At 68.1% G+C, this 19991-nt stretch carries 19 protein-coding genes, 1 tRNA gene, 1 pseudogene and 1 riboswitch; of the genes and pseudogenes, 17 read left to right on the forward strand and 4 right to left on the reverse strand.

Features of this window, described 5'->3' with window-relative positions; all coding sequences use genetic code 11:
* Positions 1 to 53: 53 nt before the first annotated feature.
* A tRNA-Pro gene (locus ACFU5V_RS41135) sits at positions 54 to 130 on the forward strand.
* A 65-nt stretch (positions 131 to 195) separates the two neighbouring features.
* On the opposite strand, the gene ACFU5V_RS41140 is transcribed toward ACFU5V_RS41135, so the two are convergent.
* Complete coding sequence (locus ACFU5V_RS41140) at positions 196 to 957, reverse strand: L,D-transpeptidase family protein (protein ID WP_378706948.1); 762 nt, start codon at positions 955 to 957, stop codon at positions 196 to 198.
* A gap of 225 nt (positions 958 to 1182) precedes the next feature.
* Here ACFU5V_RS41140 and ACFU5V_RS41145 point away from each other — a divergent pair, with 225 nt between their 5' ends.
* Entirely contained in the window at positions 1183 to 1623 is a 441-nt protein-coding gene (locus ACFU5V_RS41145) for an SRPBCC family protein (RefSeq protein WP_378431442.1), read from the forward strand.
* Positions 1624 to 1656: 33 nt separating this feature from the next.
* Here ACFU5V_RS41145 and ACFU5V_RS41150 read toward each other — a convergent pair.
* Positions 1657 to 1817 (reverse strand): annotated as a pseudogene (locus ACFU5V_RS41150) (TetR/AcrR family transcriptional regulator); the annotation flags it as partial.
* Between the two features lie 136 nt (positions 1818 to 1953).
* On the opposite strand from ACFU5V_RS41150, the gene ACFU5V_RS41155 reads away from it, so the two are divergent.
* From ACFU5V_RS41155 to gcvP, 15 genes are all read left to right on the forward strand, one after another.
* Positions 1954 to 2757 (forward strand): SDR family NAD(P)-dependent oxidoreductase, encoded by an 804-nt coding sequence (locus ACFU5V_RS41155; RefSeq protein ID WP_378431444.1) that lies wholly within the window; start codon positions 1954 to 1956, stop codon positions 2755 to 2757.
* Positions 2758 to 2800: 43 nt separating this feature from the next.
* Entirely contained in the window at positions 2801 to 3922 is a 1122-nt protein-coding gene (locus ACFU5V_RS41160; RefSeq protein ID WP_378431446.1) for a DUF5938 domain-containing protein, read from the forward strand.
* A 34-nt stretch (positions 3923 to 3956) separates the two neighbouring features.
* Positions 3957 to 5477 (forward strand): long-chain fatty acid--CoA ligase, encoded by a 1521-nt coding sequence (locus ACFU5V_RS41165; protein ID WP_378706934.1) that lies wholly within the window; start codon positions 3957 to 3959, stop codon positions 5475 to 5477.
* Between the two features lie 81 nt (positions 5478 to 5558).
* Positions 5559 to 6176 carry an NUDIX hydrolase gene (locus tag ACFU5V_RS41170; RefSeq protein WP_378431449.1) on the forward strand — a complete coding sequence of 206 codons (618 nt, stop codon included), beginning with the start codon at positions 5559 to 5561 and terminating at the stop codon, positions 6174 to 6176.
* Between the two features lie 41 nt (positions 6177 to 6217).
* A complete protein-coding gene (locus tag ACFU5V_RS41175; RefSeq protein WP_378706936.1) occupies positions 6218 to 7276 on the forward strand; it encodes an SMP-30/gluconolactonase/LRE family protein in 1059 nt (352 codons plus the stop codon).
* 133 nt (positions 7277 to 7409) lie between these two features.
* Positions 7410 to 8033: a CDP-alcohol phosphatidyltransferase family protein gene (locus ACFU5V_RS41180; protein ID WP_378706938.1), complete on the forward strand. Its 624-nt coding sequence runs from the start codon at positions 7410 to 7412 to the stop codon at positions 8031 to 8033.
* Complete coding sequence (locus tag ACFU5V_RS41185; protein ID WP_378706940.1) at positions 8033 to 8896, forward strand: DUF881 domain-containing protein; 864 nt, start codon at positions 8033 to 8035, stop codon at positions 8894 to 8896. The genes ACFU5V_RS41180 and ACFU5V_RS41185 overlap by 1 nt, the downstream gene beginning before the upstream one ends.
* 32 nt (positions 8897 to 8928) lie before the next feature.
* Positions 8929 to 9291, forward strand: a complete 363-nt coding sequence (locus ACFU5V_RS41190) for a small basic family protein (RefSeq protein WP_005264197.1) — start codon at positions 8929 to 8931, stop codon at positions 9289 to 9291.
* Positions 9292 to 9298: 7 nt separating this feature from the next.
* Positions 9299 to 10045 carry a DUF881 domain-containing protein gene (locus ACFU5V_RS41195; protein WP_378431455.1) on the forward strand — a complete coding sequence of 249 codons (747 nt, stop codon included), beginning with the start codon at positions 9299 to 9301 and terminating at the stop codon, positions 10043 to 10045.
* 42 nt (positions 10046 to 10087) lie between these two features.
* A complete protein-coding gene (gcvH, locus tag ACFU5V_RS41200) occupies positions 10088 to 10492 on the forward strand; it encodes a glycine cleavage system protein GcvH (RefSeq protein WP_087562140.1) in 405 nt (134 codons plus the stop codon).
* Between the two features lie 297 nt (positions 10493 to 10789).
* Entirely contained in the window at positions 10790 to 11314 is a 525-nt protein-coding gene (locus ACFU5V_RS41205; RefSeq protein ID WP_370183841.1) for an FHA domain-containing protein, read from the forward strand.
* Complete coding sequence (locus tag ACFU5V_RS41210; RefSeq protein ID WP_378431456.1) at positions 11311 to 12051, forward strand: MerR family transcriptional regulator; 741 nt, start codon at positions 11311 to 11313, stop codon at positions 12049 to 12051. Before ACFU5V_RS41205 ends, ACFU5V_RS41210 begins: the two co-directional genes overlap by 4 nt.
* 149 nt (positions 12052 to 12200) lie before the next feature.
* Positions 12201 to 12674, forward strand: coding sequence for a bifunctional nuclease family protein (locus ACFU5V_RS41215; RefSeq protein ID WP_005264201.1), 474 nt, complete (start codon positions 12201 to 12203; stop codon positions 12672 to 12674).
* Positions 12675 to 12954: 280 nt separating this feature from the next.
* A complete protein-coding gene (locus tag ACFU5V_RS41220) occupies positions 12955 to 13575 on the forward strand; it encodes a MerR family transcriptional regulator (RefSeq protein ID WP_012687890.1) in 621 nt (206 codons plus the stop codon).
* 69 nt (positions 13576 to 13644) lie between these two features.
* Positions 13645 to 13768, forward strand: a riboswitch (glycine riboswitch).
* Between the two features lie 174 nt (positions 13769 to 13942).
* Complete coding sequence (gene gcvP, locus ACFU5V_RS41225; RefSeq protein ID WP_378706943.1) at positions 13943 to 16795, forward strand: aminomethyl-transferring glycine dehydrogenase; 2853 nt, start codon at positions 13943 to 13945, stop codon at positions 16793 to 16795.
* A 43-nt stretch (positions 16796 to 16838) separates the two neighbouring features.
* Here gcvP and ACFU5V_RS41230 read toward each other — a convergent pair whose 3' ends face one another.
* Complete coding sequence (locus ACFU5V_RS41230) at positions 16839 to 17993, reverse strand: metallophosphoesterase (RefSeq protein ID WP_378706945.1); 1155 nt, start codon at positions 17991 to 17993, stop codon at positions 16839 to 16841.
* Complete coding sequence (locus ACFU5V_RS41235) at positions 17990 to 19777, reverse strand: substrate-binding domain-containing protein (protein ID WP_378706947.1); 1788 nt, start codon at positions 19775 to 19777, stop codon at positions 17990 to 17992. Before ACFU5V_RS41235 ends, ACFU5V_RS41230 begins: the two co-directional genes overlap by 4 nt.
* Positions 19778 to 19991: the final 214 nt, after the last annotated feature.

Raw genomic sequence — 19991 nt, forward strand, 5'->3', positions numbered from 1 at the left:
GTTACGGACTGCCACTGATGTAATCTCATCGAGCACCTGAACGAGGGTGTGGACGGGCTGTGGCGCAGCTTGGTAGCGCACTTGACTGGGGGTCAAGTGGTCGCAGGTTCAAATCCTGTCAGCCCGACCAGATGATCAGCGAAGGCGGTTTCCCGGAAACGGGGAGCCGCCTTTTCTGTGTCTCGGGCGCGGGACTCACGCGGAGACGATGACGGGGTCGCCGATCTTGGCGTTGTCGTAGAACCACCGCGCGTTCTCGGTGCTGAGATTGATGCACCCGTGGCTGACGTTCTCGAAGCCCTGCGAACCCACCGACCACGGTGCGGCGTGCACGAAGATCCCGCCCCACGTGATGCGGGTGGCGTATTCGACGTACAGGCGGTAGCCCTCCTCGTCGTCGATCGGGACGCCGTACGTCGACGAGTCCATGATCATGTCGCGGAACTGCTCGATGACGGGGAACGTTCCGAGCGGGGTCTCGTATCCGGGTTTGCCCATCGACGCAGGCATCGTCTGCACGATCTGGTCGTTGACGCTGACGGTGAACTGGTGCGTCGTCGTGTTCGCGACGGCGACGAGAGCGTCACCGACCTGGAACTGCGACCTCGCGCCCGCAGCCTCGACGGTCACCCCGGTGTGCGCCGGCCAGAAGTGGTCCGGGCTCCATTGCAGGGTGCGGTCGTCGATCCACGAGAACTGCCCGGGCACCGGTCTGGACGGGGTGATCCGGACACCACGCTCGGCGAGCGTGCGATCGGGTACCGGAGACGTGAACCGGACGACGACGGGGTGTGCGATGCCGACGACCTGACCGCTCGCCGGGGAGAGCGCCGGCGCGAGGACCTTCCCGGTGACGGCCGGGGCATGCGCCGATGCGGTTGCGCTCACTCCGCACACGGCGAGTGCCGCGAGTACCGAGACGAGGAACAGACGTCCGACCTGCTGCGCTTTCCACATGCCGTCCAGCCCTTCAGAGACTGTGAGCGTCATTTCAGTTAACCACGGCGATATCCGACAGCGGAACCGGTAAGACTGGGTGCATTACGCGCGTCGGAGGGCCGCGGGGCGACGCGTCGTCGTCGGGATCGACAGCGCGGCCGGAAGCATCGGCGATGTGACCGCGCGCACGCCGCGGCGCGAGTACTGTCGGAAACCGGCAGGTCACGGAAACGGGAGGCTGGCATGGCTGGACGGTTCGAAGGCACTGTGGTGATCGATCGCCCCATCGAGGAAGTGTTCGAGTATCTCGCCGCCGGGGTCAACGACCGGGAGTTCAGCCCGCGGGTCCAGGAGATCGTGAAGAAGACGGACGGTCCTCCCGGAGTCGGCACCGTCTTCGTCAGCACCGTCAAGGACGCGGGGATGACCACGAAGCGCGAGTTCGAACTCACCGAATTCGAGGCGCCGCGGAAGATTCGCTGGGCGGAGCGATCGAAGAACTCCGTGATCGCGAAAGAGGGCGGTTACGATCTCGAACCGTCGGGCGCGGGCACCAAGGTGACGATCTTCAACGTGTTGGAGGGTCACGGAATCGGAAAACTGATCGCGCCCCTCGCGCTTGTCGCGGCCCGCAAGGACGCACCCGCATTCGCGCAGCGAATCAAGGCCGCCGCGGAGAAGTAACCGCCCCTACCGCGCCGGAACGACGAGTGCCAGTATCTGCTCGCCATTGTCGCTGAAGTAGTAGTGCAGAACGCCGTGGGAGAACTCGGAGTTCTGGGCGATTTCCGGAGGGCTGGTGCGGGCGTAGCCGAGTTCCGAGAGGGTCTGAACGCGGCCTCGGCGAGTTGATCCCGGCGTTCGGCGAATGTGTCGATCTGGCGGCGCTAGACCCGGTCGGCGTTCTTCTCGGCAACGGATTCAAAGTCGAATACGCTGTGATCCACACCACAATGCGAAGAGTGTCTCGCGACGTGGTTTCCGCGAATCGTCTCCGTGCGAAGGCAGGTCGGAATGAGCGTGCGTGATCTTGCAGGTCGAAAAGCGCTGGTCACCGGTGGTGCGAAGGGGTTGGGGGCCGGAATGGCCGCCGCTCTCGCCGAAGCCGGTGCTGCGGTCGTGATCGGCGACGTCCTCGAGGAGGAAGGGCGCACGACTGCCGACTCGCTCGGGAAGTCCGGTGTCGACACCGGATTCGTGACCCTCGACGTCACCGACGACGGCAACTGGGAGCGCGCCGTCGCTGCCACCGTGGAGCAACTCGGCGGGTTCGACCTCCTCGTCAACAACGCCGGCATCGAGATCTCGTCACTCGTGGTCGACATCGACCCCGCCGACGTCCGCCGGATGTGCGACGTGAACATCCTCGGCGTCGCGCTCGGCCTGAAGCACGGTCTGCGTGCGATGCGTCCCGGCGGTGCAGCGGGCGCGGGTGGGTCGATCGTCAACGTCTCCTCGGTGGCCGCCACCATTCCGTTCCCCGGCATCGCCGGCTATTCGGCCACCAAGTCCGCCGTCGACCGGCTCACCCGGGTCGCGGCGCAGGAAGCGGGAAAGCTGGGGTACGGCGTCCGCGTGAACTGCGTGTACCCCGGGCTGGTCGCCACGGAGATGGGACTCGGGCTGGCCGCCGACATGGAGCGGCTCGGACTGTGGCCCAGCGCCGACGCCGCAGTTGCCGACGTGATCGGCCTGACCCCGCTCGGGCGGCTCGGTGAGGTCGCGGACATCGCCGACACCGTCGTCTTCCTGGCCTCCGACGCCGCCCGCTTCGTCACCGGAATCGGACTGCCGGTCGACGGCGGCATGGGCATGTAACTCGACCGCTCCGGCTCTCTCCGAATTCACCGAAAGGCACATCATGACCGACAAGAAGCCCGTCATCGTCTATGGGGTCTCCGGGTACACCGGGCGGCTCGTGTGTGAATACCTGCGCGAGTTCAACATTCCGTTCATCGCCGCCGGCCGGGACAAGAAGCGAATTCAGGAAGTGGTCGACCGGATCCCCGGCCTGGACACCGTCGACCACGAGGTCGTCGAGGTGGAACACACCGTTCCGGCGCTGACGGAATTGTTCAGCGGCGCGCGGGTGGTAAGCAACATGGTGGGCCCGTTCATCAAACACGGCGCCGTCGTCGTCGAGGCGGCCCTCGCCGCGGGATGTCACTACACCGACACGACCGGGGAGCAGGACTGGGTTCTGGACGTGCAGGAGAGATTCGGCGACCGGTACGCCGAGGAGGGGCTGCTGCTGTCTCCCGGCGTCGCCCAGATGTACACCACCGGCGAGATCGCCGCGAACATCGCGCTGGAGACGCCGGGACTGGACACGCTCGACATTCTGGTGCTGTGGAAGGGTTTTCCCACCTACGCGTCCACCCAGACGATATTCACGATCCTCAAAGCCGACTGGTACTACCTGGAGCAGAACCGGTACGTGAAGTGGGACCCAGGTACCACTTTCGACGTCGTGGTGCCGGGACAGCACCAAATGGCCCTCGCACTGCCGTGGGGCGGCACCTGCCACCCCGTGTGGTTCAAGGACGATCCGCGGGTGGCGAACGTGAAGGCGGCCGGCGGCGTGTTCGACCGCTCGGTGATGGAGGGGGTCGTCGCGACCCAGAAGATGGTCGAGGAGCAGATCAAGACCCTCCCCGCGGACGAGCAGGACGCGGCGCTCGCGGAGATCGCCGGCTCCGTGCAGGCGGGGATGCCGCCCAGGGAGAACCCACGCGTCAACACGTCGCTCGATTCCGTGTACGCGTCGGGTCCACTCGGCCGGGCGCACTGCGTCATCCACGGCAACTGCAACTACAAGCAGACGGGTCTCCTGCAGGCGTACGCCGCGCACTCCCTGCTGCAGCAGCCGCCGAAGCGGGTGGGACTGGCGTCGGCGTGTCAGGCGTTCGGGCATCGCGAACTCCTCGGAGCTCTGCGCAGTTTCGGCCTCGTGATGGAGCCGGTTCTCACCGTGCAGAGCTGATCGTCCCGGCCGCGAGTGGCAGGAGGACTGCACCATGCGCTTGACCGACTACCTCGACAAGGGAGCCTCGCTCGGCCCGTCGTCGCCGTGTCTGACGATGGGCGAGCAGACGCTGTCGTATGCGGACGTCCAGGACCTGAGCCGGCGGGTCGCCGCGGCGCTGGCACGGTCGGGGATCGGCGCGGGGGACAAGGTGGCCGTGCTGTCCGGCAACGACCCGACCGCATTCTCCTGCGTGTTCGGGATCAGCCGGGCGGGGGCGGTGTGGTGCCCGATCAACCCGCGGAACGAGGCCGCGGAAAACAGGGACCTGCTCGACCTCTTCGACTGTCGCTGCCTGATCTTCCAGAAAGCGTTCGCGCCCTTGGTCGATCGGATTCGGCAGCAGCTGCCGCTGCTCACGACGCTCGTGTGTCTCGACGGCGACGAGGCGTACGCCGACTCCTTCCACACCTGGCTGGGGACCGAACGCCGCGACGCCGAGCCCGTCGACGACCTCGCGCTGATCGTCGGCACCGGCGGGACGACGGGACGTCCGAAGGGGGTGATGCTCACCGGCCGGAACATCGAGACGATGTCGGCGCTGACCCTGATGAGTTACCCGTTCGACGGAAGACCGGTGTACCTCGCCCTCGCGCCGCTGACCCACGCGGCGGGTGTCCTGTGCTTTCCGATCCTCACCCTCGGCGGGCGGGTGGTCATCCTGCCCGCGCCCGACCTCGGGCAGTTCCTCGCGCACATCGAGCAGGATCACGTCACCCACACGTTCCTTCCGCCGACCCTGATCTACATGCTGCTCGACCACGCCGACCTGGAGACGACGGACCTCGGTTCGCTGCAATGCTTCTGGTACGGCGCGGCGCCGATCTCGCCGACGCGGCTGAGCGAGGCGCTGACCCGGATCGGGCCGGTGATGGCCCAGCTGTTCGGACAGAGCGAGGCGCCGATGATGATCGCGACGATGGCGCCGAAAGACCACTTCGACGAGAACGGCTCGGTGGCGACCGCCCGGTTGAGCTCCGCGGGCCGACCCTCCCCGCTGGTCACCGTCGCGATCATGGACGGGCAGGGAACTCTGCTGCCGGCCGGGGAACGAGGCGAAGTGGTCGTGCGCAGCTCACTCGTCATGGCGGGGTACTACAAGAATCCCGTTGCGACGCAGGAGGCGTCGGCACACGGCTGGCATCACACGGGCGACATCGGGTACCTCGACGAGGACCACTTCCTGTACATCGTCGACCGCGCCAAGGACATGATCATCACCGGCGGATTCAACGTCTATTCCGTCGAGGTGGAACAGGCGCTCATGGCGTACCCGGGCATCCAGGACTGCGGGGTGATCGGGCTCCCCGACGAGAAATGGGGCGAACGCGTCGTCGCCGTCGTCCAGACGCGACCCGGACACCCTGTCGATGCCGACGCACTCACGGCGTTCGTGAAGGCGCGCATCGGCAGCGTGAAGACGCCGAAGGAGATCCTGGTCTGGCCCGACCTGCCTCGTTCCAAACTCGGGAAGGTCCTGAAGACCGAGATCAAACAGCAGTTGCTCGGCTGACGGCCGACGTCCGGCACGCGCGCCTCGAAACGCGGGGGACCGGAACGTGGGATTCGCGGTGAGTGGCGATACTGTCGGGTGATGGTGAATGGGCACGTACTCAGCAGGGAACGGCTCGCCGACGCGCTGGCACGCTTCGAACCACGGATCGTGGACCCGACGAACCGGCGGTCCGCGGCGGTCGTGATCGCCGTGATGAACGACGGTGCGGACGGTCAGGCCGTTCCGCTGACCATGCGCCCGAGCAAGATGCGTGCGCATCCGGGGCAGTTCGCGTTGCCCGGTGGCGGGGTGGATCCGGGCGAGACCGGCGAGGACGCCGCCCGGCGCGAACTGCACGAGGAACTCGGCCTCGACGTGGAGCCGTCCGCGGTGCTCGGCAGACTCGACGACTACGTCACCCGCTCGGGGTACGTCATCACGCCGTACGTCGTGTGGTCGGAGCAGTCGATCACCTCGCTCGTCCCCAACCACGAGGAAGTGGCGGAAGTGTTCTCGGTGGGCGTCGCCGAGATCGACGCCGAGCCGCGATTCGTGGAGATCCCGGAATCGTCGAAACCGGTGATCCAGTGGCCGTTCCGGCGTCACCTCGTGCACGCCCCGACGGGCGCGGTCGTGTACCAGTTCCGGGAGGTCGCACTGCACGACCGGCACACCCGGATCGACGGTTTCGACCAACCCGTCTTCGCCTGGAGGTAGGGCCGCCACGCCCGCCGGGTTTGCGACTAATCTCACAGTCCGTGACCTTCTTCGAGTCTCTCGCCCGCAAGCTCGACCGCACCGGCGTCGACCCCGTCGTCTGGCACGCCCCTCCGCCCCCTCCGCTCACCGGAGTGCTCGCTCCCAACGGAGTGCTCGACGGCGTGCACCGCTGGGCCCTGCCCACCGGTGAGGGACCGGAGGACGTGGCCGTCGATCACGACGGCCGGGTGGTCACCGGAGGCAACGACGGCCGGATCTGGCGGTTCGACAGCCGCGGCGACGCCACCGAACTCGCGAACACGGGCGGGCGGCCGCTCGGCGTCGAGGTCCTCGACGACGGCCGGTACCTGATCTGCGACGCCGAGCGCGGCGTGCTGAGGGTGGACGAGAAGGGGCGCGTCGACGTGCTCGCCGACATCGCGGTCGGGCGCCCGCTCGTGGCGTGCAACAACTCCGCTGTCGGCCGCGACGGTGTCGTGTACTTCACCGACTCCTCCGCGCACTTCACGATCGCCGACCACCGTTACGACCTTCTCGAACACCGAGGGACCGGCCGCCTGCTGCGTCTCGACCCGCGGACCGGGGAAACCGATCTCCTCGCGGAGGGACTGCAGTTCGCCAACGGCGTGGGACTGGCCTCGGACGAATCGTTCGTCCTCGTCGCCGAGACCGGCTCGTACCAGATCTCCCGTGTCGACCTGACCGGGCCGTCGCAGGGCCGGACGTCCGTGTGGGCCGAGAATCTGCCGGGCATCCCGGACAACATGACGTCCGAGACCCGCGACGGGCTGTTCTGGGTGGCGCTCTACAGCCCGCGGATGCGGCTGCTCGACCTGCTCGCGCCGTACCCCGGGCTGCGCATCGTCGCGGCGAACCTGCCCGATGCCGTCCAGCCGAACCCGGTGCACGCGGGCTGGGTGGTCGCCCTCGATCGGCGCGGCGAGATCGTGCACAGCCTGCGCGGCGGCAAGGGCAGCTACGCACCCGTTACCGGTGTGCGGGAGCACGACGGGTGGCTGTACCTGGGAAGCCTGACCGCGGACGCTGTCGCCCGGGTTCCGGTCCCGCCACGACCGGACATCGCTGCGGGCAAGTGAGAAGGTCCTGACCTGCTCCGACGGATTCTCCGGGGGACGATCGACGGACCACGGCCGCGGTTGTGGAAGAGTGGCGAGAGCGGTGCGACGAGCGCCCGAGAACAGGTCCGCACTCGACGCTGGGGAGATATTGGTGAATTCGGTGGACCGGGACACTGTGCGGTCGGACCGGATCGTGACCGTCCCGAATCTCCTGAGCGTGGTGCGCCTGCTCGGAGTGCCGCTGTTCGTGTACCTGCTGCTCGTCACGCACTCCGACGGGTGGGCCCTCGCGATCCTCATGATCAGCGGCTTCACCGACTGGCTCGACGGCAAGCTCGCCCGGATCCTCGACCAGTCGTCGAAGCTGGGTGCGCTGCTCGACCCGTTCGTCGATCGCCTCTACGTCGTCACGACGCTGGTGACGTTCGTCGTGCGCGGATTCATCCCGTGGTGGGTGGCGGCGATCCTGATCGGCCGCGATGCCGTTCTCGCGCTGACACTGCTGATCTACCGGCGGCGCGGACTGCCACCCCCCGACGTGATGTACCTCGGCAAGGGGGCCACGTTCCTGCTCATGTTCGCACTGCCGATCACCCTCGCGGCGCAGGGTGACTGGAGCATCGCCGCCGTGGCGGAGCCGCTCGGCGCTGCACTCCTCGTCTGGGGCACGGTGCTGTACGTGTGGACCGGGCTGCTCTACACCGTCAACGCGCTGGCCGTTGCGCGCACCGCTCCCGCGCGAGGATCGGGCGGCGACCAACGCGAGGTCCGCTGATGACACGAACCGAGTCCGGCGTCCGCAGGAATCCGGTGCCGTCCCTGCTGCAGTCTCTGATGAACGATCATCTGGACCCCGGCTACGAGGGCGCGGCCGAGGATCGCGAGCACGGCCATTCGCGGCAGACACGGGTCGGTCGGCAGGTGTGGATCGCGATCGGCGCACTGCTCGTGGGCCTGGTGCTGTCGATCGCCTACCGCCAGGCCACCGAACGCATCCCGGGCACCGAGCAGGTGCGGACCGAACTCCTGAGCAAGGTGCAGGACGCGGAGGACCGGGCGGGCGCCCTCGCGGCAACCCGGGACACGTTGTCGGCGCAGGCCGACGACGCCCGCGCTGCCGCACTGGCCGGCGACGCCCGCGGTGCCGCACTGCTCGACGAGCTACACGGGCTCGAGGGGGACGCCGGGGTCGAGGCCGTGCACGGTCCCGGACTGACGGTGACGCTCACCGACCCCGCGGCCAAACCCAACCTGTCCGACTCGTCCCAGCGCAGTGTCGGGGGGAAAGCCGTGGTGCTCGATCGCGACCTGCAGTCGGTGGTCAACTCGCTGTGGGCGGGCGGAGCCGAGGCCATCGCGGTCGGCGACGTGCGGATCGGCCCGTCGGTGACGATCCGGCAGGCGGGCGGCGCGATGCTCGTGGACAATCAGCCGGTGTTCTCGCCGTACGTGGTCTCCGCCATCGGCCCGCAGGGGCCGATGCAAACCGGATTCGTGGTGAGCGACGCCTACCTGCGGATGTCCAGCGTGGCGCAGTTGTACGGCATCGGCTTCGCGGTCGCGGAGGCCGACGACCTCCACTTGCCCGCCGCGCCGGCGCGGGAAGTGCGGGCAGCCCGGGAAGCAGGAACACGATGACAACGACGGAGTCGGATGGAGGCGTCACACGAATGAAGGCAGCGCTGAAGGGCGGATCCGCGATCTACGGGGTGCTCGCCCTGATCGTGGGGATCGTGCTGGGAGTGGTGTTCAGCCCGCAAGTGCCCGATGCCGTGCAGCCCTACCTGCCCATCGCCGTCGTCGCCGCGCTCGACGCGGTGTTCGGCGGATTGCGCGCCTACCTCGACGAGATCTTCGACTCGAAGGTGTTCGTCGTCTCGTTCGTGTTCAACGTCCTCGTCGCGGCGCTGATCGTGTGGCTCGGTGACCAACTCGGTGTCGGAACCCAACTGTCCACCGCGATCGTCGTCGTGCTCGGCATCCGCATCTTCGGCAACGCGGCCGCGCTGCGGCGGCGTCTGTTCGGGGCGTGATCGCACCGTGAGCGGGCACGAGGGCAGACACGAACTGCACGGCAACGAACCCACGACGTCGCGGCGCTCCCACGTCGTCTTCGCGCTGCTGGCCGCGCTCCTGCTCGGCGGGCTGGGAATCGCGATCGTGACGCAGGTGAAGAACACCGGGTCCGGCGACACGCTCGACTCGGCGAGCCCCGCGGATCTGCTGGTCGTGCTGGACACGCTGAATCAGCGGGAGGCGGCCCTGCGGCAGGAGATCGCATCGCTGGAACAGACCTTGGCAACCCTGCAACAGAGTGGCAGTTCCGGGGCGGCACTCGACGAGGCGCAGGCCCGGCTGACGGCCCTGTCGATCCAGGTCGGGAGCGTACCGGCCACCGGCCCCGGCGTGACGATGCGCATCACCGACCCCAACAGGGGCGTCGGATCCGAGGTCCTGCTCGACCTCGTCCAGGAATTGCGCGCCGCCGGCGCCGAGGCCGTCCAGATCCAGGGGGCCGACGGCCCGCCCATCCGGATCGGCGTCGACTCCTGGGTGTCCGGTTCGGCGGGCGGGGTGTCGGTGGACGGCCGCAAGGTGAACGCCCCCTACGGAGTTGTCGCCATCGGTGATCCGCCGACTCTGGCGGCGGCGCTGAACATTCCCGGCGGGGTCGTGGACACCGTCGCGCGCAGCGGTGGACAGTTGACGATCGAACAATCGCAGCAGGTCACGATCTCCGCCTTGCGGGAGGCGAAACCTCGCCAATACGCTCAGCCCGGAAATTGATCTTCGCATCCGCCCGCGGATTGCCATCGAAAGGACGCCACTGTGAGTGAGCTCGAAATCCCCGCCGATCGTCGGTACACCGCCGAACACGAGTGGGTCGAGCGGACGGGGCCCACGACGGTACGCGTCGGCATCACCGATTTCGCGCAGTCCCAGCTCGGCGACGTCGTGTTCGTGCAGCTTCCCGCGGTCGACGAGGACGTGACGGCGGGCGAATCGTTCGGCGAGGTGGAATCCACCAAGAGCGTCTCCGACATCTTCGCCCCGCTGACGGCGAAAGTCGTTGCCGCCAACGCTGATCTGGACGGCAACCCGGAACTCGTGAACTCCGCCCCCTACGGGCAGGGGTGGCTGGTGGAACTCGGCGTCGACGACGAGGCGACCCTCGACGCCGCACTGGCCGAAATGCTGGACGCCGCCGGGTATGCAGACATCACGGCAGGATAATTTCCCGTCGAACACGAGAAGCGGTAATCGGATAGTTTCGGAAGGTGCCGACAGCCCGGAAAACGGGGTTGCCGGGGAGATCCGCTGTCGGAATACCGGTTCGTAATGTACTGGCGGCCTGTCTCACTACACGCACCGGCGTGCGCAGGGTACGGTCAATGTTGAACGCATGTGCCGTGTCGGGGCGCAGGTCCGTAGTTTGAATGTGATCGTGGGAGTTTGCACAGAAGTTAATGTGCACGGGAACCGAATTATGTAGTACCGAGTGGCATTGCGTAGTCCAGCGAATCTTGCTGGATGATCGAACTAGGAGGAGAAACGGTGAGCGAGAACGGCAACGACGCGGTCTATGGGGAGACGCCGGCGGAAACCACGTCGGTCTTCCGCGCGGACTTTCTCAATGAGCTCGACAACTCCTCGGCAACCCAGGCTCCGGAGGCTCCGGTGTCGGGTGTGGAGGGACTGCCCGCGGGCTCTGCTCTGCTCGTCGTCAAGCGTGGACCGAACGCAGGGTCGCGCTTCCTGCTCGACCAGCCGACGACGTCCGCAGGACGGCATCCCGACAGCGACATCTTCCTCGACGACGTGACGGTCAGCCGTCGTCATGCGGAGTTCCGCCAGGAGGACGACGAGTTCCAGGTGGTCGACGTCGGCAGCCTCAACGGCACGTACGTCAACCGCGAGCCGGTCGACTCGGCAGTCCTCGCGAACGGCGACGAGGTGCAGATCGGCAAGTTCCGGCTGGTCTTCCTGACCGGACCCCGGACCACGGCCGGTGGGTCGCAGATCGGTGAGACGTCAGCTGGTGCGGGTAGCCAATGACCGCGGTGCGGCAGCAGCAGGCGCATTCGGGGATGTCGATCGGCTCCGTGCTGGATCGACTGCGCCCCGATTTTCCTGATGTGACGATCTCGAAGATCCGGTTCCTCGAAGCAGAGGGTCTCATCAGCCCGCAGCGCACTCCCTCGGGGTATCGGCGATTCTCGATCGCCGACACTGAACGACTGCGCTACGTCCTGACAGCGCAGCGCGATCAGTATCTGCCGCTGAAGGTCATCAAAGAGCAGCTCGAGGCCATCGACAGAGGTGTGGCCACGGTCGGCGCGGGCGATTCTTCGCCGCGCCGGCCGCGCGCGCTCACCGTGGCCCCGGGCGAAGTGTCCCCGGAGGAGTTCCGCACCGACCGCGAGGTGCGGATCAGCCGCGACGATCTGATCTCCCGGGCCGGAATCGACGAGAAGTTCCTCGGCGAGCTGACCCGGGGCGGCCTGGTCGTTCCCGGGCCGGCGGGGTTCTTCGACGAGGACGCGGTGACACTGGCGCGCACCGCGAGGGCGATGTCCGAGTTCGGCCTCGAGGTGCGGCACCTGAGGGCATTCAAGCTGGCCGCAGACCGCGAGGCCGGATTGGTCGCGCAGATCGCCGGGCCCGTGGCCAAGGGCCGCGACGCGGGCGCGCGCGATCGCGCCGAGGAGATGGTGCGCGAACTGGCCGCGTTGTCTCTGACGTTGCACACCTGCCTGGTGAAGTCGGCGGTCCGAGGTGCGCTCGATCGGTGAGGTGAGCTCACCGGTGGTCCCGCTTCGGAACTTCCCAACGACGCTGCGCTCGAACGGCTGTACGGTCGAAGAGCAGACACGAATCGAATAGAATCCTGGTACGGCACTGTGTGCCGCGGACGGACCATTGCAGGGTGGAGGCAGACGCGATGAGCGAAATGCACGTGATCGGAGTTCGTGTCGAGCAGCCCCAGAACCAACCTGTCCTGCTGTTGCGGGAAACCGACGGCGAGCGGTATCTGCCCATCTGGATCGGGCAGACCGAGGCCACGGCCATCGCACTCGAACAGCAGGGTGTCGAGCCGGCGCGCCCGCTGACCCACGACCTGATCAAGAACCTGATCGAAGCGTTCGGCCGCACCCTGAAGGAGGTCCGCATCGTCGACCTTCGCGAGGGCACGTTCTATGCCGACCTGGTGTTCGACCAGAACACCCGCGTCTCGGCCCGCCCGTCCGACTCCATCGCCATCGCACTGCGCATCGGGGTCCCGATCTTCGCCGAGGAAGCGGTGCTCACGGAGGCCGGTCTGGTCATGCCCGACGAGCGCGAGGACGAGGTCGAGAAGTTCAAGGAATTCCTCGAGTCCGTGTCGCCGGACGATTTCAAGGCCACCGACGGCTAGTTTCTCCTACGGAAGAGCCGCTTGCGCAGTAACGGTTGAGGTTCTTCCGGCGCGTTGCGTTGACCCCGTCTCCTCGGAGTCATAGCGTTCGGTGCAGTGATTTTCTGCCCTGCAGATTGTATCGGGCGTACGCTGAGTAGGTTCAGGGTACGGGCTTGCTCGATGTCACTGGTGGCGCTTGCGCCGCTCGACGTGCTGCGGATTGCCGCGGACACTGGCGACGCGCGTCACAGGCGCACTGATCGTCGGGTTCAGTGCAACATGCGAGAGGGAGTAGTCAGTGGGAGATCGGCCGCAGGAGAATGCGCTGAATCTTGCGCCCGGCGACAACGTTGCCGAGCCCGAATTCAGCTCCGAGGAGATCCAGCCGGGTCTCTTCCCGGACGATTCGGTGCCCGACGACCTGGTCGGATACCGCGTCCCCATCGCCTGCCAGATCGCGGGAATCACCTACCGTCAGCTCGATTACTGGGCTCGCACGTCCCTCGTGGTGCCGTCCATCCGCGGCGCGGCCGGGTCGGGTAGCCAACGGCTGTACTCGTTCAAAGACATCCTCGTTCTCAAGATCGTCAAGCGCCTGCTCGACACCGGAATATCCTTGCAGAACATTCGCGTGGCCGTCGACCACCTCCGGAAGCGCGGAGTGCGGGACTTGGCCAAGATCACACTTTTCTCGGACGGGACCACGGTCTACGAGTGCACGTCCGCCGAGGAGGTCGTCGATCTGCTCCAGGGCGGGCAGGGTGTGTTCGGTATCGCGGTCAGTGGTGCCATGCGCGAACTGACCGGCACCATCGCCGATTTCCCGGCGGAGCGCGCCGACGGCGGCGAGAGCGAGCAGAGCCCCGAGGACGAGCTGGCGTCGCGGCGCAAGAACCGCGCGAGCCGCAAGACGGGCTAGACCACAACCCCGGAACCCCGGCGCTGGTGGCGCCGCTGTCTGTGCTCGTGACATAGACTGGCGGTGCGTCGACGCCGTGCGGGAGAGTTCCGGGCACTGCATGCACAGCAGCATCGTGTGTGCGGAAGTTCGGGCGCCGAAGGAGCAACACCTCCCCGTCAATCTCTCAGGCACACAGGACCGTGCGGGCTCCGACGCCTCTGGAAAGCGGTGGGAGCACCCACCCGCCCACGGGGAAAGGGCTGTCCTCGCACGCGAATGACGGTACCGAATCTCTCAGGCGCTCGATCCGAGCAGGCGACAGAGGGGGAGGGGCGTTCCGCAGAGCGGGGCGTGTCCTGATCCTCCGAACTGCTTGGGAGTTGTCGTGATCGACGCTGGAAGCCGTACATTCGCCGATCGTCATGTCGGCCCGAACGCTGCGGAACTCGCGCACATTCTCGAACTGGTCGGCGCGGATTCGCTCGACGACCTGGCGTCGAAGGCCGTTCCCGCCGTCATCCTGGACGGGGTCACGGGCGGCATCGCCGACGGCCTCGACGCCCTGCCCGCACCCGTCTCCGAACACGAGGCGCTCGCCGAACTGTCCGCACTCGCCGCGCAGAACACCGTGGCGACGTCCATGATCGGACTCGGCTACTACGACACCCTCACCCCGCCGGTTCTGATTCGGAACATCATCGAGAACCCGGCCTGGTACACGGCCTACACGCCGTACCAGCCCGAGATCAGCCAGGGCCGCCTCGAGGCCCTCCTCAACTTCCAGACGATGGTCGCCGACCTGACCGGCATGGAGGTCGCGAACTCGTCGATGCTCGACGAGGCCACCGCCGCCGCCGAGGCGATGACGCTGCTGCGCCGGGCGAGCAAGAGCAAGTCCCCGCGGTTCGTCGTCGACGCCGACCTGTTCCCGCAGACGCTGGCCGTCGTCGAGACCCGGGCCGAGCCGCTCGGCATCGACGTCGTGGTGGCCGACCTCTCCGCCGGCCTGCCGGACGGCGACTTCTTCGGCGTCCTCGGGCAGATGCCCGGCGCGTCCGGCAGCATCGCCGACTACACCGACGTGATCGCCGCAGCCCACGAGCGCGGCGCACTGGTCGCGGTCGGGGCGGATCTGCTGGCGCTGACTCTTCTCACCCCACCCGGCGAGATCGGGGCCGACGCCTGTTTCGGGACCACCCAGCGGTTCGGTGTCCCCATGGGCTTCGGTGGCCCGCACGCCGGTTACCTGGCCGTGCACACCAAGCACGCACGCCAGCTCCCCGGCCGTCTGGTGGGCGTGTCCGTCGACGCCGACGGCGACAAGGCGTACCGGCTGGCGCTGCAGACCCGCGAGCAGCACATTCGCCGTGAGAAGGCGACCTCGAACATCTGCACCGCGCAGGTGCTGCTGGCGATTCTCGCCGCCATGTATGCCAGCTACCACGGTGCCGAGGGCCTGAAGGCGATCGCCCTGCGCGTGGCGAACACGGCACACTCCCTGGCGGCCGCACTCCGCAGGACCGGGGTCGTCGTCGTGCACGACCAGTTCTTCGACACGATCCTCGTACGCGTCGACGGCCGGGCCGCGGACGTGGTGACGAAGGCGAAGGACGCCGGCATCAACCTGCGGCTCGTCGATGCCGACCACGTCGCCGTCGCGTGCGACGAGGCCACCACCGACGACGACGTCGCCCGCGTGCTGGGAGCGTTCGGCGGCGACGGCGCCGTGGCCCCCGAGACGGGCACGTCCGTTCCGGACGCGCAACTCCGCGGATCCGACTACCTGCAGCACGAGGCGTTCACCCGATACCGCACCGAGACGGCGATGCTGCGCTACCTGCGGGCATTGTCGGACAAGGACATCGCCCTCGACCGCAGCATGATCCCGCTCGGTTCCTGCACGATGAAGCTCAATGCGACCGCCGAGATGGAAGCGATCACCTGGCCCGCCTTCGCCGGACTGCACCCGTTCGCGCCCACCGGGGACACCCCGGGAATTCTCCGCATCATCAAGGACCTCGAGAACTGGCTCGTCGCGGTCACCGGCTACGACGCGGTCAGCCTGCAGCCGAACGCCGGCAGCCAGGGCGAGTACGCCGGGCTGCTCGCGATCCGCAACTACCACCTCAGCCGCGGCGACGATCACCGCGACACCTGCCTCATCCCGTCGAGCGCTCACGGCACCAACGCCGCGTCGGCGGTCATGGCCGGGATGCGGGTCGAGGTCGTCGCGTGCCGCCCGAACGGTGACGTGGACCTCGACGACCTGCGGGCGAAGATCGCCGACCACGCCGAGCGCCTCGCGGCGATCATGATCACCTACCCGTCCACCCACGGTGTGTACGAGCACGAGATCGCGGACATCTGCGCCGCCGTCCACGACGCAGGCGGCCAGGTGTACGTCGACGGCGCCAACCTCAACGCCCTGGTCGGTCTGGCCCGGCCCGGACGGTTCGGCGGCGACGTCAGCCACCTCAACCTGCACAAGACGTTCTGCATCCCGCACGGCGGCGGCGGCCCCGGTGTCGGTCCGATCGGTGTGCGGTCGCACCTCACACCGTTCCTGCCCGGACATCCGCTCGCCCCGGAACTCGGCACCGCGGGCCCGATCTCCGCGGCCCCGTACGGCAGCGCGTCGATCCTGCCCATCACCTGGGCGTACATCCGGATGATGGGCGCCGTCGGACTGCGCCGCGCCAGCCTGACCGCCATCGCGTCCGCCAACTACATCGGGCGCCGCCTGGACGAGTATTTCCCCGTCCTCTACACCGGCGAGGGCGGAATGGTGGCCCACGAGTGCATCCTCGACCTTCGGCAGATCACCAAGGACACCGGTGTGACCGTGGACGATGTCGCAAAGCGCCTCGCCGACTACGGTTTCCACGCTCCGACGATGAGCTTCCCGGTGGCGGGCACGCTGATGGTGGAGCCCACCGAGAGCGAGAACCTCGAAGAGATCGACGCCTTCTGCGAGGCGATGATCGCGATCCGCGCCGAGATCGACCGCGTGGGCTCGGGGGAGTGGACGGTGGACGACAACCCGCTGCGCGGTGCCCCGCACACGGCCGGCTGCCTGGCGGCGGAATGGAATCACCCCTACACCCGCGAGACGGCGGTGTTCCCCCGAGGGAAGGCCCGGCCGAAGGTGTGGCCCGCGGTGCGGCGCATCGACGGCGCGCACGGCGACCGCAACCTCGTGTGCTCCTGCCCGCCGATCTCCGCGTTCGAAGGAGCATGACACCGGAGGGCCGTCCCGCTTCGGCGGGGCGGGCCCTCCGCGATCAGTCCGCGCGCACCAGTTCGAGGATCGTGATCTCCGGTGGGGCGCCCACCCGCACGGGCGGGCCCCACGCGCCGACGCCGCGGGTCGTGTACAGGACGGTGTTCCCGATGCGGTCGAGTCCCGCCACCGACGGCTGCTGCAACGGCACCAGATAATTCAGCGGCCACATCTGGCCGCCGTGCGTGTGCCCCGACAGTTGCAGGTCCACACCGAGATCCGACGCCTCCAGGGCCTGCCGCGGTTCGTGCGCGAGGAGCACGACGAACGTCGACGGATCGCGTCCCGCGAGCGCGGCGGGAAGGTCCGGCTCGTACGGCGCCGGCGACGAATAGTCGTGGATACCCGCGATGTGGATGACGGCGCCGCCGCGGGCGATGGTCGCGTGCTCGTTACGCAACGTCCGGATGCCCAGTCCGTCCCACACGTCGAGCCACCGGCCACCGTCGTCGGCGTAGAACTCGTGGTTGCCGCTGACCCCGAACACCCCGAGCGGGGCGTCGAGGTCGCCGAGCGGCTGTAGATCGGGCGCAACCTTCGCGACGGTGCCGTCGACCAGATCGCCCGCGATCGCGACGAGATCCGGCCGCTCCGCGTTCACCAGATCGACCACCCGCTGCGTGAAATCGACCCCTCGTGCCGGGCCGACGTGCAGATCGGAGACGAGCGCCACACGCACACCGTCGAACTCGGCGGGGAGACGCTGCAGCGGAACCCGGACCCGCACGATCCGCGGTCGAGCGGCCTCCCGCACCCCGTAGCCGGCGGCGCCGACAGCACCCACCACCACGACCGCGGTGGCGATGCGCAGACCACGTCGACGCGACAGGTCGACCTGGTCGTCGCGCCCTCTGCCGCGCAGGCGGGCGAACAGCCGGGTGAGCAGCGACACCAGGGCGACCAGGAGAAGTCCGAGTACCAGATAGAACATGGCGCCGAGCCACACCCAGCCCACCCAGCCCGGTGGACGCGCCCACCCCGGGTCGAAGGCTTCGCCGCTGCCCACGCCGATCACGGCGAGAACCCACAAGGCGACGAGGGTCACGTCGACGACCACCGACCAGGGACGCCCCACACCGGTGGCCCGGATCAGCCGCCGATGAAGCCACCAGGTGACGAGCGCGAGGAAGACCGCGAAGACCACGAGCCTCGTCACGACAGCAGCTTGCTGATCGCGGTCGGCAACGCCGCACCGTCCGAGGACGCGACCTTCTCCAGAGACCCTCCGGTGCGATCGGCGAGTGCCTGCAATGTGTTGAGGTCCGGATTCTCGCCGATCGTCACCACGTCGATGCGGACCGGCTTCGACGTACTCGAGGCCGCGGCGATGGCGGACAGCAGATCCGCGCGCGCGACGAAGTCGTCGTTGGCGCCGTCGGTGACGAGCAGGACCGAATTGGTCCGGCCCGGCGTGTATCCGTCGACCGCGCTCTTGTACGCGGCCTCGAGCGAGGTGTAGGTCGAGGATCCGGTGGCGGACGTCGCCTTGGCGAGCCGGGCGTCGAGGGCCTGCCTGCGGGTGCCCTCGGTGAATCCGCCCGCCGACAGGGGACCGGTGGCGACCACGGTCGTGTACGGCCGGGACCCGTCGAGGGTGGTGCTGTACTCCCACAACCCGAGGTTCGACGAGTCTGGGGAACGATTCACGTGGGCGGCCAGCGCCGCCGTCGTGTTCGCCAGTCGCGTCGACGTCCCTTCGCGTTCGCCCATCGAACTGGACACGTCGAGCAGGACGGTGGATGTGCGCGGCGAGATCGGATTCCGGATCACCTGCATCAGCTCGGCCGCAGCGGCGGCGTCCGCAGGAACCAGGGTGGACTCGAAACCGGGGAAGGCCAGCGCGGTGTCGTCGGGGCGGGCGAGCCCCTCGACCCGGAAACCGGCGTCCGCCAGGACCTGCGCCTGTTCGGGTCGACGGACGAATTCCGCGAACTGCGCGGCGGCACGGCTCTGCGTCTCGTCCACGGACGGGCCCGCCAGGACGGCCGCCGGGTGATCTGCCACGGGTGTCGGGCCTTTCGGCATCGTTGCGGTGATGTCTGCCCCGGGTGCGTCGCGCAGAACCTGATAGATCTGCTGTTCGGTGGTCGCGACCGCATGGACGTCGGAGGTGGCAGGGTCGCCGGGCTCGGCGAGCGCGGTGAGTGCCTCCCGCGTCGTCGCGGGTTTCGTCCCCGTCGATGCCTCGTAGCCGAGCGCCAGATCGGTGAGTGCCGACGTGACGGGAAGGGAACGCGCCTGCTCTTCCGTCACCGGACCGGTGCTGCTTCCGGTGACGGCCGCAGCGACCGCTTCGACGGCCATCTCCGTGCTCTCGGCGCCGGGGCCGACGGGGAGTGCCAAGCCGAGACCGCCCCAGCCTGGAAGACCGAGAGTCCCGAGGGAATCGCGCCCGGTCTGGAGGGACGGCAAGTCTTTCCAGTCGAGCGCCGTCGTGCCCGGTGCGTTCGCGAACGCCGTCCGGACGGCGAGGACCACCGGGCTGGTCGCCAGCGGACGTGCCTCACCGCTGATGACCCCGGTCGCCGACACCTGCTTGACCGAATGCGAGCCGGACGGAATCCACAGCGCGGGGCGGGGGCCGTATGCCTCCGCGTCCCACGGGCCGTCGGGGCCCGCAGACAGGGCGTCGCGCACGGTGTCGGACGCGACTGCGGTGACCGTCACCGACACGCACTGGTCGCGGATCACCGGCGCCGTCTCCGTGTAGCGGTCGGCGAGGGTCTGCAGCTGGGGTGCGATGTCGGGGTCCGCCGCGACCGCGAGCACCGATTCGCCTTCGACGCAGGCGCCGGCGGCCGCCGCTCCCTGATCGTTGATCCGGTCACGCAGTTGGATCCAGCCCAGCACGCCGAGCACGAGCACGACGACGAGACCGAGCGCGATCACAGGCCCCTTGCTGATACCCCTGGCGCGCGATTCGCCGCGATGCTGCCCCACGTGCCTTCCAGCCCCTGTCCGACGAGTTCGACGTTGACCCTCGCAGTGTAGTGATGCGCGGGGTCGCCCCCCTGACACGTGAGTGGCAAAGCGTGTGGGGGCACGCTTTGCCACTCACATGGGGGACGGGTCAGGCGTTGGCGGCTTTGTATTCGCGGCGGCGGCGGTGCAGGATCGGCTCGGTGTAGCCGGAGGGCTGCTTCGTGCCGTCGAG

Origin of the sequence: Rhodococcus sp. NPDC057529 (assembly GCF_042802055.1) — a bacterium.
Classification (GTDB): Bacteria; Actinomycetota; Actinomycetes; order Mycobacteriales; family Mycobacteriaceae; genus Rhodococcus_F.